This window comes from Actinomadura harenae (genome assembly GCF_003696215.1).
Lineage (GTDB): Bacteria > Actinomycetota > Actinomycetes > Streptosporangiales > Streptosporangiaceae > Spirillospora > Spirillospora harenae.
Genome location: NZ_RFFG01000280.1, coordinates 1 through 608, shown reverse-complemented (window position 1 = coordinate 608; position 608 = coordinate 1). Strand labels below are relative to the sequence as shown.

General features: G+C 68.1%; 1 protein-coding gene. It reads left to right on the top strand.

What is annotated here, in order from left to right:
• Positions 1–192: 192 nt before the first annotated feature.
• A partial coding sequence (locus EBO15_RS43490; RefSeq protein ID WP_147481949.1) for a P-loop NTPase family protein occupies positions 193–608 on the top strand: 416 nt, incomplete at its 3' end.

The window sequence follows — 608 nt, the reverse complement described above, 5'->3', positions numbered from 1 at the left end:
CCCGCCCTCCACCAGGTGCTTCACCAGCTGTGCTCTCCGCCACAGGGGGTCCGCGTGAACGGGGCTCGGCGTACGTCGGGTTTTCAGGGGAGTTCCGGGCCCGTCCCAGCCACCGCGGTGGACGGTCCGAACCTCTCGATCTCGCGAGCCTAGGGCCTACGCAGCGTCGCCTACCCGGTACGGTCGCCGACCATGGGGTCTTTGAAGCGGGTGGCGATCATCGGCTGCGGAGGCAGCGGCAAAACGACCGTGGGCCGTCGTCTGGCCGACGCGATCGGTACGCAGATCACGCACCTGGACGCGGAGTTCTACGACGACGAGTGGAACAAGCTCCCCGCCGACAAGTTCGCCGCGCGTCAGGAAGAGCTGGTCTCCGCCGACACGTGGGTGATCGACGGGAACTACGCCTCTACCCTGCCGATCCGGCTGCGCCGCGCGACCCACGTGGTCTTCCTGGACCTGCCCGCCCGTACCTGCCTGTGGGGCATCGCCCAGCGCCGTATGCGCTACCGGGGCGGCCAGCACACCAACGGCGTCTACGACCGCATCACCTGGAGCTTCATCACCTACATCTGGGGATACCGCCGGGAGATGGCTCCTCGGGTTCG